General features: G+C 44.3%; 9 protein-coding genes. 4 read left to right on the top strand and 5 right to left on the bottom strand.

The window, feature by feature from the left end; translation table 11 throughout:
- The first annotated feature begins 55 nt into the window (after positions 1 to 55).
- The gene (locus tag R7P36_RS13250; protein WP_054729223.1) at positions 56 to 637 is read left to right on the top strand and encodes a Maf family protein; all 582 of its coding nucleotides are present in this window, start codon (positions 56 to 58) and stop codon (positions 635 to 637) included.
- A 58-nt stretch (positions 638 to 695) separates the two neighbouring features.
- Here the strand turns inward: R7P36_RS13250 and rluC are convergent, their stop codons facing one another.
- A complete protein-coding gene (gene rluC / locus R7P36_RS13255) occupies positions 696 to 1,640 on the bottom strand; it encodes a 23S rRNA pseudouridine(955/2504/2580) synthase RluC (protein ID WP_021033985.1) in 945 nt (314 codons plus the stop codon).
- Positions 1,641 to 2,279: 639 nt separating this feature from the next.
- On the opposite strand from rluC, the gene rne reads away from it, so the two are divergent.
- Entirely contained in the window at positions 2,280 to 5,345 is a 3,066-nt protein-coding gene (gene rne / locus R7P36_RS13260) for a ribonuclease E (protein WP_318122178.1), read from the top strand.
- A 332-nt stretch (positions 5,346 to 5,677) separates the two neighbouring features.
- A complete protein-coding gene (locus R7P36_RS13265) occupies positions 5,678 to 7,237 on the top strand; it encodes a SulP family inorganic anion transporter (protein WP_005380840.1) in 1,560 nt (519 codons plus the stop codon).
- A gap of 60 nt (positions 7,238 to 7,297) precedes the next feature.
- Here R7P36_RS13265 and R7P36_RS13270 read toward each other — a convergent pair whose 3' ends face one another.
- The gene (locus tag R7P36_RS13270) at positions 7,298 to 7,747 is read right to left on the bottom strand and encodes a low molecular weight protein-tyrosine-phosphatase (protein ID WP_031781115.1); all 450 of its coding nucleotides are present in this window, start codon (positions 7,745 to 7,747) and stop codon (positions 7,298 to 7,300) included.
- A gap of 117 nt (positions 7,748 to 7,864) precedes the next feature.
- Between R7P36_RS13270 and cobO the strand changes: the two genes are divergently transcribed.
- Positions 7,865 to 8,470: a cob(I)yrinic acid a,c-diamide adenosyltransferase gene (cobO, locus tag R7P36_RS13275; protein WP_062730506.1), complete on the top strand. Its 606-nt coding sequence runs from the start codon at positions 7,865 to 7,867 to the stop codon at positions 8,468 to 8,470.
- 62 nt (positions 8,471 to 8,532) lie between these two features.
- On the opposite strand, the gene R7P36_RS13280 is transcribed toward cobO, so the two are convergent.
- The 3 genes from R7P36_RS13280 to apbC form a co-directional block, all read right to left on the bottom strand.
- Positions 8,533 to 10,620, bottom strand: a complete 2,088-nt coding sequence (locus R7P36_RS13280; RefSeq protein WP_213899692.1) for an AsmA family protein — start codon at positions 10,618 to 10,620, stop codon at positions 8,533 to 8,535.
- Between the two features lie 188 nt (positions 10,621 to 10,808).
- Positions 10,809 to 11,450: a uridine kinase gene (udk, locus tag R7P36_RS13285; RefSeq protein WP_005380833.1), complete on the bottom strand. Its 642-nt coding sequence runs from the start codon at positions 11,448 to 11,450 to the stop codon at positions 10,809 to 10,811.
- Between the two features lie 180 nt (positions 11,451 to 11,630).
- Complete coding sequence (gene apbC / locus R7P36_RS13290; protein WP_213899693.1) at positions 11,631 to 12,707, bottom strand: iron-sulfur cluster carrier protein ApbC; 1,077 nt, start codon at positions 12,705 to 12,707, stop codon at positions 11,631 to 11,633.
- Between the last annotated feature and the right edge of the window lie 91 nt (positions 12,708 to 12,798).

Genomic DNA, 12,798 nt, shown 5'->3' on the forward strand with positions numbered 1-12,798 from the left:
AATCATTTTTGATCGATTATCCTATTGGAAATGCTCCCACGAATTGTAATTCAAAATGAAAAATTACCAACTGGTTTTAGCCTCAACTTCCCCTTTTCGTAAACAACTGCTTGAAAAGCTCTCATTACCATTCGTTTGTTTACCACCTGATTGCGATGAAACACCTTTTGACCAAGAAACGCCAACTGAACTTGTGCAGAGACTGGCCCAAGAGAAAGCAATATCTTGCCAGACGGATAAAGCAAGTTTAGTTATCGGCAGTGACCAAGTTTGTGTCATTAATGGTGAAATCGTTGGCAAGCCTTTAAATAGAGATAACGCGATAAATCAACTTTTGGCTCAAAGTGGAAAAGTCATCACTTTCTATACTGGTCTTGCGGTACATAACACCGTCACAAACCATACAGAAGTCGGCTTTGATTCTTTCGAGGTGCACTTTAGAGATTTAACGCTTGAACAAATCGAACGCTACGTCGACAGGGAAGAACCTTTTTACTGCGCAGGCAGCTTTAAAAGCGAAGGCATGGGAATTTGTTTGTTTACGAAATTAGTCGGTAAAGACCCGAACACACTTGTCGGACTACCATTGATTGATTTGATTGATATGTTGCATGTTCAAGGACTCGATGTCCTTTAACCCAAATACGATAAAAGGGAGCCACAGGCTCCCTTTTGCATCCGCGAGGAAAACATGGTTACGCGTTTCTTAAACCCGCCAACACTTTTTCTAGTTTCGGTTCCATCGGTGCGTTGATTTCCATCCACTCATCATTTGATGGGTGTTGGAACTTGATGTTTGCCGCGTGTAGGAACAAACGATCTAAACCAACTTGACCTGTGTAAGCATCAAAGCGACGATCACCGTAGCGATCATCCCAAGCGATTGGGTGACCAGTGTATTGCGTATGAACTCGTATTTGGTGAGTTCGACCAGTAATCGGACTCGCCTGAATCAATGTAGCTTGTTCGAACTTTTCCAAAATCTTAAAACGCGTTTCTGACGGCTTACCATTAGGGTTAACACGAACAATACTGTTCACTTCGTTTTTGAGCAGTGGCGCGTTCACAACCTTACAACTGCTTTTCCATTGCCCCATGACAAGAGCTAAGTAAAACTTCTTTACTGTCTTTTCACGAAACTGGGCTTGCAAGTGACGAAGTGCAGAACGCTTCTTAGCAACCAGCAAAATCCCTGAAGTATCACGGTCAATACGATGCACAAGTTCAAGAAAGCGAGCTTGAGGACGCAGAGCCCTAAGCGCTTCAATCGCACCAAACTTTAAACCACTGCCACCATGCACAGCGGTGCCAGATGGTTTGTTTAGAATCAACATATGGTCATCTTCGAAGATAATCATATTTTCCAACTCAGCGACTTTGTTAAGTTTCGTACTTGGTGCGACATCGTCATCTTTTTTCTCGACGGTCACCGGTGGAATACGAACAAGATCGCCTGCTTTTAACTTGTACTCTGCTTTTATACGCTTTTTATTTACGCGCACTTCGCCCTTACGCACAATTCGGTAAATCATGCTTTTAGGAATGTCTTTTAATTGGTTGCGCAAAAAATTATCAATGCGCTGACCCGCCATATCTTCGTCAATGTCGACGAACTGGACTTTTGTTCTTATTTCGTTCATAAGCCGTATTGTAAACTCAATTTCGTGCGACTTCACATTATTCTTGTCGTAAAAGAAACACTCGGTGGCACATACTGGTCTAAATTTCGCCAAGCTTTTGTTTAAATTATTAAAACTCTCAATCAAGTTCTCAATTTGTTTTCTGTCTTGAACAGTTTGCACATCTCAATTGCTTATGAAACAGCCAGTTATAAAATAGAAATTTTGAGTTTAGCGGCAAATTTTCTATCGTTTGCGTGAAAGCAGATTGCTGATAGCCACGCGCACTGCTATAGTTCACAGCTGCTAAGGAAGGTTTGGTTACATTTTATTCATTACCAATCATTTATCCTCAAGCAATGTGAGTAGATCGTTGAAGGTCGAGTGCAGCATTGGCGTGAGACACATCGAATTCAACACTCTTGCCACCCTACTCCTCGCATATTCACGTTGAGTACCTACCGCCCAAATAGCGGGTCACAAGTCTACGTTTCCAACAGAAACCACAAGAGGCTTGTGATGACTGAAGTGCCCGAGAGCATCCCCTTCCAGCCGGGAGGCTGCAAAATACAAGCCATGGGATCAGGCACCGTGAAAGAGCGAAAAAACAGTGGCAAGTCGACAAGAAAGATATAAAAGAAAAGACAACGAGAATTTTCAATGAAAAGAATGTTAATTAACGCAACTCAAAAAGAAGAGTTGCGTGTCGCTCTGGTTGATGGCCAGCGACTTTTCGATCTTGATATCGAGAGTCCAGGTCATGAATCTAAAAAAGCGAATATCTACAAAGGACGTATCACACGTATCGAACCAAGCTTAGAAGCCGCATTTGTTGATTACGGCGCCGAGCGTCACGGTTTCCTCCCTCTCAAAGAAATTGCCCGCGAATATTTCCCTGAAGGTTACACCTACCAAGGTCGTCCAAGCATCAAAGAAGTGCTAACGGAAGGCCAAGAAGTTATCGTTCAAGTGGAAAAAGAAGAACGTGGAAGCAAGGGCGCAGCTCTTACTACTTTCATTTCTCTTGCTGGTAGTTACCTTGTTCTGATGCCTAACAACCCTCGTGCTGGCGGTATTTCTCGTCGAATCGAAGGTGACGAGCGTACTCAACTAAAAGCCGCATTAAGTACTTTGGAACTGCCTCAGGGCATGGGCCTAATCGTACGTACTGCTGGCGTTGGCAAGAGTGCTGAAGAGCTTGAGTGGGATTTGAATGTACTACTTAACCACTGGGGTGCAATCAAAGGTGCAGCGGACTCTAACCCTGCTCCATTCTTAATCCACCAAGAAAGTAACGTTATCGTTCGTGCAATCCGTGACTATTTGCGTCGTGATATTGGCGAAATCTTAATTGATAGCAACACCATCTACGAACGTGCAAAAGAGCACATTCAATTGGTGCGCCCTGATTTCCTTAACCGCGTTAAGAAATATGAAGGCGAAGTTCCACTATTCAGCCACTACCAAATCGAAAGCCAAATTGAATCGGCTTTCCAACGTGAAGTGCGTCTGCCATCTGGTGGTTCTATTGTTATTGACCCGACTGAAGCACTAACGTCTATCGATATCAACTCTGCTCGTGCAACCAAGGGCGGCGATATTGAAGAAACAGCTCTAAACACGAACCTAGAAGCAGCCGACGAAATTGCTCGCCAATTGCGTCTACGTGACTTAGGTGGCTTAGTGGTTATCGACTTTATCGATATGACCCCAGTTCGTCACCAACGAGAAGTAGAAAACCGTCTACGTGAAGCCGTTCGCCTTGACCGCGCTCGTGTACAAATCGGTCGTATTTCTCGCTTTGGTTTGTTGGAGATGTCACGCCAGCGCTTGAGCCCTTCTCTTGCAGAAGCAAGCCATCACATCTGTCCTCGCTGTAGCGGAACTGGTGTCGTTCGCGACAACGAATCTCTAGCACTTTCTGTACTTCGTTTAATTGAAGAGGAAGCGCTAAAAGACAACACAGCACAAGTACTTGCAGTCGTACCTGTGCCAATCGCCTCTTACTTATTGAACGAAAAACGTCGTTCAGTAAACCATATCGAACGCATTCAAGAAGTGAAAATTACGGTTGTTCCTAACTCTGATATGGAAACACCGCACTTTGAAGTTATCCGTGTTCGTGAAGGCGAAGAGTTCGATCTGATTTCTTACTTACTTCCTAAGAAACTGGAAGCAATGAAAGAAGCAGAAGGTAAAGAGCCAGCGGAAGTTGACGTAAAACCAAAACGAATTGAAGAGCCAGTTCTTAAAGGCTTTGCTGCTCCGTCTCAAACCGCACCTGCACCAGCAGCTAAACCAGCTCCTGAGGCGAAGAAGAAAGAACAAAACGTTGAACAAGAAGAGAAACCTGGATTGTTCAGCCGTCTGTTTAAAGCACTTGGTAGCTTCCTATTCGGTGGTTCTGAAGAAACAAAAGAAGAACAGAAACCTCAGGAAGAGAAAAAACCAAATCGCGATAATCGACGTAACAAACGTGATCGCAACGATCGTCGTCGCAATAACAACCAGAGCGATAATCGTGATAACCGCGACAATCGCGATAACCGACGTCGTCGTAAGCCTCGTGATGAGCAAGCGAATGAGCAAAACGAAGCTCAACAACAAACCAATAAACAGCAAAACCGCAACCAAAAGCGTAAGCCTAAAGCTCAACAAGCAGACAAAGCCCAAGAGCAAAAAGCAAATGCAAAAGTAGCGGAAAAAGGCCTGCAGCTAGCGGCGGAAGCTCGAACTGAAACAAAACCAGAAGAGAGCAAACCAAAGCAACAAAACGCGAAAGCAGAAAAAGTGAAGGAGCGTCGCCAACGTCGCAAACTGAACAAGTCTGTACGCGTTAAAGACCAAGAAGCGGTTGAGAAGAAAGCAGAAGAAACGGCGGTTAAGACTCAAGAAACGGTTGAAACCAAAGTTGAGAAGCCAACAGAAGCAGCGGTAGAAGCACAACAAGACAACAAGCAAGCAGAGTCTAAGCAACGTCGTAACCGTCGTTCGCCACGTCACCTGCGTGCAAGCGGCCAACGCCGTCGCCGTGGCCGCGATCGCCGTCCTAACCCGTTCCGCCTGCGTAAAGGTGGTGTAGCTTCTCCTGAGATGGCTATGGGTAAAGTAATGCCACGCTACATTCCGAAACCAGCACCTAAGAAAGAAGAGCAAGTTAAGGAAGAAACAGTAGCAGCAGTACCTACAATGCAAGGTGGTTTTGCTTGTCCAGAGATGGCTATGGGTAAAGTGATTATTCGCCGCGAGCAACCTGTTGTAACAGAAGCGCCAGTTGTTGAATCAAAGATTCAAGAAACAGTTGAAGCGAAAGTGGAAGCTCCAGTAGTAGAAGCACCTGTTGTGGAAGCAGTAATCGCAGAAAAAACTGAATCGGCAGTAGTAGAAACAGCTTCGATAGAGCCTATCGTTGAAACTCCTGCGACTGAACCAGTTGATGCCATTGTAGAAACGGCACCTGCTGAAGAGCCTGTGGTTGAAGCAGCAAAAGAGATTGCAGCCGAAGCGCCAGTAGCTAAATCAGAGCCTAAAGTCGAAGCCATTAAAGTTGCGGCTAAGCTAAACGCTAGCGCACCGATGACGAAAGCACCTGGCCCTCAAGAGCTACGCGAAATCACGGTTGCAGCAGCACCGTTCAAAACCGAACGTTACCAAGCTAAAGGTGCGGGTAGCCAAGTGGCTAAAAACCGCGCATCAGCAGAGATGACAAAGCCTAACTTTAACTAGGCTAAATCATTACGTTCAACTGCTTAACGGCATAAATAAATTAAAGGCTACCATCTGGTAGCCTTTTTTATCTTCATATTTGCCCAATAAATTGTTCATATAAATACCAATTCGTGATCACATTTGTACGCCATTATTCGTATCATTCTTGAACTTAATCACACTTTTCGGTAGCATGCGCCGACTCAAGTTTTCGACACCATTCTGATGCTGCTCTTTTAATACTACGGTTTACACTGCAATGTTTGATTAGAAATCAACCACTCAGTGGCTTGTGCAAATACGAATATGTGTCGGGTTTAACTCATTGCAAAGAGAACTTAAAAACAAACATGTTCGAATTTCCCCAATTTTCTAAGCACTCCGTAAAAAATGATGTGCTATCAGGCTTAACCGTTGCGCTAGCATTGGTTCCTGAAGCTGTCGCATTTGCGTTCGTCGCAGGCGTAGATCCGATGGTCGGTCTTTACGCTGCATTCATCGTTGGTCTTATTACTTCCATTTTCGGTGGTCGTCCCGGCATGATCTCTGGTGCAACAGGTGCCATGGCAGTCGTAATGGTTTCGCTTGTCGCGACTCACGGTGTCCAGTACCTATTCGCAGCCATCATGCTCGCTGGTATTCTTCAAATTGCCGCTGGTATGTTTAAATTGGGTAAGTTCATCCGTATCGTACCTCACCCTGTGATGATTGGTTTTGTGAACGGTCTGGCTATTGTTATCTTCCTAGCTCAGTTGGGTCAGTTTAAAGCGCCAGATATCAACGGCATGCTTACTTGGCTACCACAAGACCAAATGCTACTAATGCTTGGTTTGGTTGCGCTAACTATGGCAATCATTCACTTTCTACCAAAAATCACAACGGCTGTACCCTCTTCACTTGTTGCAATCGTAACGGTGACGGCTTTAGTGGTTGGTTTGGATCTGGAAACTCGCACTGTTGTTGACTTCCTGCGTACAATGTCTGGTGATGAAGCGGCAACACTCGCAGGTTCACTGCCGACCTTCTCTATTCCGGCGGTGCCATTTACGCTAGAAACTCTACAAATCATTCTTCCATACGCGATCATTCTCGCGGCCATTGGTCTAATTGAATCTCTGCTAACGCTGACAGTTTTAGATGAGATGACGAACACTCGTGGTCAATCTAACCGCGAATGTATCGGTCAAGGTATGGCAAACATGACGTGTTCTGTGTTTGGCGCAATGGGTGGTTGTGCGATGATTGGTCAGTCGATGATCAACGTAAACTCAGGTGGTCGCGGCCGTCTATCTGGTATCGTTGCGGCTATCGCTCTATTGATGTTTATCTTATTCGCTTCTTCGCTAATTGAAATGATCCCACTCGCTGCTCTGGTTGGTGTGATGTTCATGGTTGTCATTGGTACATTCGAATGGGCAACATTTAAGCTAGCACGCCGCGTACCGAAGCAAGACTTCTTCGTTATTGTTCTTGTGACCGTTGTTACTGTTCTTACTGACCTTGCTGTTGCCGTAGCGGTTGGTGTTATCGTTTCTGCATTAATGTTTGCATGGCAACACGCTAAGCACATCTATGCCGACACGTGCTTAAACGAGGAAGGTTCAAAAGAGTACAAGATTCACGGCCCTATTTTCTTTGGCTCTGCGGCTAACTTCCTGGAGTTGTTTAACGCGCCTGAAGATCCAAAAGATGTGATTGTCGATTTTGCAGACTCTCGCGTGACTGATCACTCTGCAATTGAAGCCATTGAAACACTGGCTGAGCGTTACAATGCTCAAGGTAAAACGCTACACCTTCGTCACCTAAGCCCAGATTGTCGTAAACTTTTGGACAAAGCTGGCAGCTTGGTTGAAATTAACGTGAAGGAAGACCCAAGCTACAAAGTCGCAACCGACATACTAGCGGGTTAACACGAATAAAAAGGGATGAGCTGAGCTCATCCCTTTTTCTATTGTCTTCAAGCACGGTGATTATAGCTTCTTCAAAATTGCGTCTGATGCCTCTTCGATTAAATCAAGCACCAGTTCAAAGCCATCTTCCCCACCATAATATGGGTCCGGGACTTCGTCGTAAACTGACTCAGAATGACTTAAAAATAACGATACTTTGTGTCGATACTTCAACGGACAAATATCCAATAAATCGGCCAAATTTGCTTTATCTGCGGCTAATATAAGGTCAAACTTTTCAAAGTCATCAATGGTGACTTGGCGCGCTTGCATTCCTTTAAAAGAATAACCTCGCTGCTTTCCTGCTGCCATCGCTCTTGAATCCGGTCGGTTTCCTGCGTGGTAGCCTATTGTACCTGCCGACTCAACCTCTACTTCAACGCCTAGCTTTTGAGCTTTCGCTCTTAACACTGCCTCTCCAGTTGGTGACCGACAAATGTTTCCCATACAAACAACAAGTATTTTCTTCATTTTATTCCCTGAATTATCGGTGGTTTTTCTTCACGATATGTTGGTCTATCATAGCGAGATAAATCAATGAACCCAAATTAGCTTGGGCACAGCACGAAAAGGAATTGAGGAAGTATTATGTCTATCGAAGAAAATAAAGAAGCACGCCATAAAGCTCGCCAACAAAAAGTCAAAGAACAGGTAGACGCAAAAATCGCTGCTGCTCAGGAGGAAAAAGGTCTGCTACTGATCATTACCGGAAATGGTAAAGGTAAATCGACATCAGGATTCGGTACGATCGCACGCGCAGTGGGTCATGGTTTGAGTTGTGCTGTCGCGCAGTTTATTAAAGGTACTTGGGACAACGGTGAGCGCAACCTACTTGAGAAACTCGGCGTTGAATTCCAAGTAATGGCGACCGGCTTTACATGGGAAACTCAAAACAAAGCCGCTGATACCGAAGCAGCGCAAGGCGTATGGCAAGAATGTAAACGCATGCTGCAAGACGACTCTATCGATGTCATCTTGTTTGACGAGCTAACTTATATGGTGAGCTACGGCTACATCGACTTAGACGAAGTGGTCGAAGCGCTGAGCAACCGACCTAAAATGCAGTCGGTTATTATTACTGGGCGTGGCGCACATCGAACCCTGATTGAAATGGCCGATACCGTTTCTGAAGTGAAAAATGTAAAGCACGCATTTGAATCTGGAGTAAAAGCCCTCAAAGGCGTCGATTGGTAACACTCGCAGAGTAATTTAAAAAGGGTTGGCAAAATGCCAACCCTCTTGGTTTTCACGCACGGTTAGTTGAAAAGATTCTTCAATAAACCATCGACCGCATCTTTGGTTTTCTCGTCTTTGATTTTGTCCGTTAGCTTCTCCACGCCACGATCGATTTCTTTTTGAGCTTTCTGCTTCAGAACATCATCGAATACGAGCTTGAATTTAGGATCTGCCCACTTACCAGACACATTGATTGGAATCGTGATGTCTTTCAGCTCATCTATATCTTTACCGCCCTGGCCTTCTAGGCTGCCTACAACTGACGTGCTGATAGTAAAGTCGACTGTTTCATTGATGTAGTTTGCGGTACCTTTACCACGAACACGTAACAATGGAGACTGAGCTTGCATATTATCCGTTGATACAACACCTTTGTTGAGTTTCAATGTCGCCGTCATCGCACTGAAGTCTGTTTTCTTAGCTACATTGGTGCCTTCAACTTTTTGCCCTTTAAATTTCGCATAGTTTTCACGAATCAACTGAGCAACGTTGATGCCATTCACCGCACCGTCAGCAAAATTGATAACAACCGTACCAGATAGATTCTTCTTGATACCGGTAGGCGTGAGACTCTTACCTGTAACATTCACATCAATGTTACCTGTCCCTTCAAGTTTGTCGTTTTCAGCAACGTCTATAAGTAGCGGTTGAACTTTCACGCCTTTGATTGACTTTTTAACACTGTAAGTCGCTGGTGATTGGCGTGCATCTAACTTCGCTGTCGCTGAGATTGAGCCTTGGTACAACTTCGAACTAAAAGATGTAAGCTCAAACACGCCACGATTTACAGTGAAGCTCGTTTTTACCGCTTCCATCTTCGCATTTGCCGCTTTGAATTTGTCGATGGTAATGTCACCCTTTACATCTAACGCTTTCAACGCAGACAAATCAGGCTCAACCTCAGGTCCGGCAGGAGCACTCTCGCCACCAGAAGCAGGCTTATTACCTTCGGCAGCTTGCTTATCTAACCCTAAGAACTCATCAAGATCGATATTGGGGCTATGGAGAGCAAAGCGTACTTTAGGAATATCACCGAGTGTCACATCTGCCTTACCATCTAGGGCGATAGCATTCGCTGTTAACTTCTCTAGAACAAAACTCAGATGGTTTTTCGTTAGGTCGAAAGACAGATCAGACACCATGTCGACTTTCATCGGGGACTGAGGTAAAGCATCACCCTCAAAAGTCGATTTAAGAGTTAACTTATCCAACTGTACTTTGCTGATAGCCTTGTCCACGCTAAGTTGACCAGCACCCTGCATATCTAACTTCATACCACCAGCGTCACCCTTAATGGCATAAGTCAGGTTATTTACTTTATCGAATTCAAACGTGTCTAAACCGATCGTTGCCGATTCAATTTTATTGGCAGGGTCAGAGTATGTCGCATCAAAGTTGATGTTCTTTAGCGCGTAGTTTGCCAAACCTTTTTCTAGCTTAAAGTCTGCCTGACCTTTCGCGGTGAACTTTTGGTCGTTCATTTCGCCCTTCACGCCAAAATCAGCCGTTGTCCAGTTGTCAAAAGCGAATTCGGAAAGGTTTAATGAAATATCATAAAGTTTGGTGTAACTACCGGCTTGCTTATCCTGCATTTCTAATGAACCGTTAGAAACCGTAACGCCAGCAAGATTAATACTCCAATCAGAACCAGAAGTTTTCGTTTCACCATTTTGCGTAGGCGCAGCATTGCTCTCTTGTTCTGCTTGTTGTGTTTGGGCTTTCGTCAATGCATCAATATTCTTGCTGCCATCTTTCTTGGTTTCAATGTAGAACTCAGCACCATCAAGCGTGACGTTTCCAATTTCAAGCTGTTGACTAAAAAGTGGCATAACAGAGATGTCTACACCAACGGTATCAACTTTGAATAAATTGGGTTTACTAAAGCCTTGTGGGTTTCGCAATTCTGTATGTCCCAACTCAAAGCCAATCGATGGGAAAAATTGCCAACTGATATCCCCTTCAATCACCAACTCTAATCCCGTTTGCTTTTGCGCTTGCTCAACAATAAGGGGTTTAAACTGATTCGGATTGACGAAGATGGTTAACGCTAAAATTGCGACCAAAATGACCACAATCGGTATTGCTAGAATTAAGAGCAGTTTCTTCATTTGTTTTTCCTTGCTCGAGTGTTTTTACAATTATAAGCGCAGACTCCATTTACCGCTGACAGTTCCACAAAAGCGTGAAAAGTGTCTGGTTTTAACCTGCAACTGACTAATTTAAAAACAAAAAAAGAAGTGGCACTTAAGGTGCCACTTCTTCTCTTAAAAATAAAGCGATATAGCCGTCTATAGGCTTAAGCTTTCAAAAGTCTTGCAATGTGAGCTTTTAATACATCAATTGCGATACGGTTTTTACCACCGCGAGGAACAATAATGTCCGCATATTGCTTAGAAGGTTCGATAAACTGCATGAACATCGGACGTACTGTTTGTTGGTATTGCTTAAGAACAGACTCCATAGTTCGGCCTCGTTCTTCCACATCACGCTTAACACGGCGAAGCAAGCAAATATCTAACGGTGTGTCCATAAATACTGTCGCATGCATCAAATCACGAAGACGAGGGTCTGTAAGAAGAAGGATACCTTCTAGAATGATCACCTTTTTAGGTGTCATTGTGGTGGTGTTAATTGTTCTTGTGTGCTCAGTGTAGCTGTACTCAGGCACTTCTACTGCTTCACCACGTACCAATTTTTCTAGGTGCTCACACAGTAGGTCGTGGTCCAACGCACTCGGGTGATCGTAGTTCGTCTTTACTCGCTCTTCCATGCTTAGGTGGCTTTGGTCGTTGTAGTAGCAATCTTCCGTGATGACACCGATTTGATGATCGCCTACTTTCGCGCGAAGCTCATTATAAATAGTGCTCGCGATCAGACTTTTTCCAGAAGCAGAAGCGCCAGCAATACCTACGATGACGCATTGATTATTATCAGACATTAGTTTGCACCCGATGATGATTTCTAGTCACATAAAAAGATAAACTGCCTGATTATAGGGAGTTCACCCCATAGTTACTAGTTGGAATTAGGGTTTAGTCATAAGTTTCTGCCTGCTCAGAGGATTAACCTCCGAGCAAACGTTAAAATGTGCAATTATCAACCAACAGGCATAGTAAACTTAGTTCACCATTGTAAAGCTAATCGCATTAGGTTTTGCTTTGCCTTGCCAAAACATCGTGCTACATACGCGATCGGCAAGTTGCTTATAATACCCTGCATGCTCACTTTCTGGGCGTCTTGCTACCGTTGGCACGCCAGCGTCAATATCTTCTCGCATAGAGATATGAAGCGGAATTTGTCCTAACAATGCTAAGCCAAATTCTTGCGACATTTTTTCAGCTCCGCCCATACCAAAAATATGCTCTTTCGCGCCACATTGACTACAAATGTGATAACTCATGTTTTCCACAACACCAATGACTGGGACATGGACTTTGTTAAACATTGCCGCACCCTTCCTTGCATCGGCAAGAGCTAAATCTTGCGGTGTTGTGACTAGCACGCTACCTGTTACCGGAATTTGTTGTGACAGAGTCAATTGAATATCCCCTGTACCTGGCGGCATATCAATCACCAAATAATCCAAATCTGGCCAATCTGTTTCAGTTAATAACTGCGACAACGCTTTTGAAGCCATTGGACCGCGCCATATCGCCGCTTCTGATTTATCCACCAAATAACCGATAGAATGAGTATAGATGCCGTGAGCAAAAATGGGTTCCATCCACTTGCCATCACGAACTTCTGGTTTAGCATCTTCTTGCCCCAACATCATAGGTACAGACGGACCATAGATATCTGCATCCAACAATCCCACTTTCGCCCCAGATTGAGCAATTGCCAACGCTAAGTTAACTGCGGTAGTAGATTTACCAACGCCACCTTTCGCAGAACTGACGGCAATGATGTTCTTAACACCCTTAACCGAGTTAGCCACTTGAGTTTCTAAAGCTTTAACTCCAAGGCGAATATTAAATGGGAACTCAGCCACTTTACCCGAGGCTTGCTGCTGTTTGATCCAGTCATGCAGTACGGTTTGAAGCTCATTACTTGCGAATGGCAACGTTATATCAATAGAACCCTGTGTCGTAATCGAAATTGCGCCATGAATATCTGCCCAGTTTTCCACCAAATGTAGATGTTGGAATTGGTTAAACCAGTGACAAAAATCTTGTTTTGAAGTGAACTGATGCATAAGCCCTCCTTTTAGATGTCATGCTACCACCGTCCAGGCTCAACCAGAACCCCAAAAAAACTAAGGCATTCCGCAGTTTGACACCTTGGAG

Source organism: Vibrio sp. 397, from assembly GCF_033339395.1.
GTDB lineage: Bacteria > Pseudomonadota > Gammaproteobacteria > Enterobacterales > Vibrionaceae > Vibrio > Vibrio alginolyticus.

What these genes read in the sequence shown, in the direction of transcription:
- apbC (WP_213899693.1), bottom strand. Translation starts at nt 12,707, where the DNA reads ATGCATCAGTTCACTTCAAAACAAGATTTTTGTCACTGGTTTAACCAA.
- udk (WP_005380833.1), bottom strand. Translation starts at nt 11,450, where the DNA reads ATGTCTGATAATAATCAATGCGTCATCGTAGGTATTGCTGGCGCTTCT.
- R7P36_RS13280 (WP_213899692.1), bottom strand. Translation starts at nt 10,620, where the DNA reads ATGAAGAAACTGCTCTTAATTCTAGCAATACCGATTGTGGTCATTTTG.
- rne (WP_318122178.1), top strand. Translation starts at nt 2,280, where the DNA reads ATGAAAAGAATGTTAATTAACGCAACTCAAAAAGAAGAGTTGCGTGTC.
- R7P36_RS13270 (WP_031781115.1), bottom strand. Translation starts at nt 7,747, where the DNA reads ATGAAGAAAATACTTGTTGTTTGTATGGGAAACATTTGTCGGTCACCA.
- cobO (WP_062730506.1), top strand. Translation starts at nt 7,865, where the DNA reads ATGTCTATCGAAGAAAATAAAGAAGCACGCCATAAAGCTCGCCAACAA.
- R7P36_RS13250 (WP_054729223.1), top strand. Translation starts at nt 56, where the DNA reads ATGAAAAATTACCAACTGGTTTTAGCCTCAACTTCCCCTTTTCGTAAA.
- rluC (WP_021033985.1), bottom strand. Translation starts at nt 1,640, where the DNA reads ATGAACGAAATAAGAACAAAAGTCCAGTTCGTCGACATTGACGAAGAT.
- R7P36_RS13265 (WP_005380840.1), top strand. Translation starts at nt 5,678, where the DNA reads ATGTTCGAATTTCCCCAATTTTCTAAGCACTCCGTAAAAAATGATGTG.